At 44.4% G+C, this 579-nt stretch carries 1 protein-coding gene and 1 pseudogene; both read right to left on the bottom strand.

Going from position 1 to position 579, the window contains the following annotated elements; all coding sequences use genetic code 11:
* Positions 1–346, bottom strand: a pseudogene (locus tag R8N47_RS27000) (hypothetical protein); the annotation flags it as partial.
* On the bottom strand, positions 343–579 hold a 237-nt coding region (locus R8N47_RS27005; RefSeq protein WP_318186341.1), incomplete at its 5' end, for an energy transducer TonB. The pseudogene R8N47_RS27000 and the gene R8N47_RS27005, both read right to left, overlap by 4 nt.

Genomic DNA, 579 nt, shown 5'->3' on the forward strand with positions numbered 1-579 from the left:
ACTGTTGTTCGTTCAACAAAATATCCGCTAGCATTTTACGTGTTTGCCACGCTTGCTCGTCTTGCAATAAACCGCTGCTTACCGCGAAATCCAGTTGCTTGATAGCAGGCTTAACTTGCTCATTCTGCCAATAAAAAATACCAAGCATACGAGCAACAAACGCTTGATCGTAGCCACGCGATAGATCTAACGATTCGAGAGTTGAGATCGCTTCTTTAAGCTTCTCTTCTTGAGCTAAGCTGTGCGCACGCTGCACTCTAGATGCGGTGTACTGGCTAAGCTCTTGAGCTATCGCACTGGCTGCGGTCAAACTAAGCAGCGTTGTGATTAAGAATTTCTTCATCATTTGCCTAATTTGAACTCCACTTTTGCGGTTTGTCCGAACTGCTCAATCGACACACCATTTTCAACTTTGGGTTGGTATTTCCACTTCTTCAACGCGCTAATGGCTTCTTTTTCAAACATACGCTTTGGCTCTGCATCGATCACTTCAATGTCTTTTGGACGACCTGTCGTGTCAATCGTAAAGCGCATGATCACATAGCCTTCAACCTTGCGTTTTAATGCTTTACTTGGGTA

This window comes from Vibrio sp. 2132-1 (genome assembly GCF_033344315.1).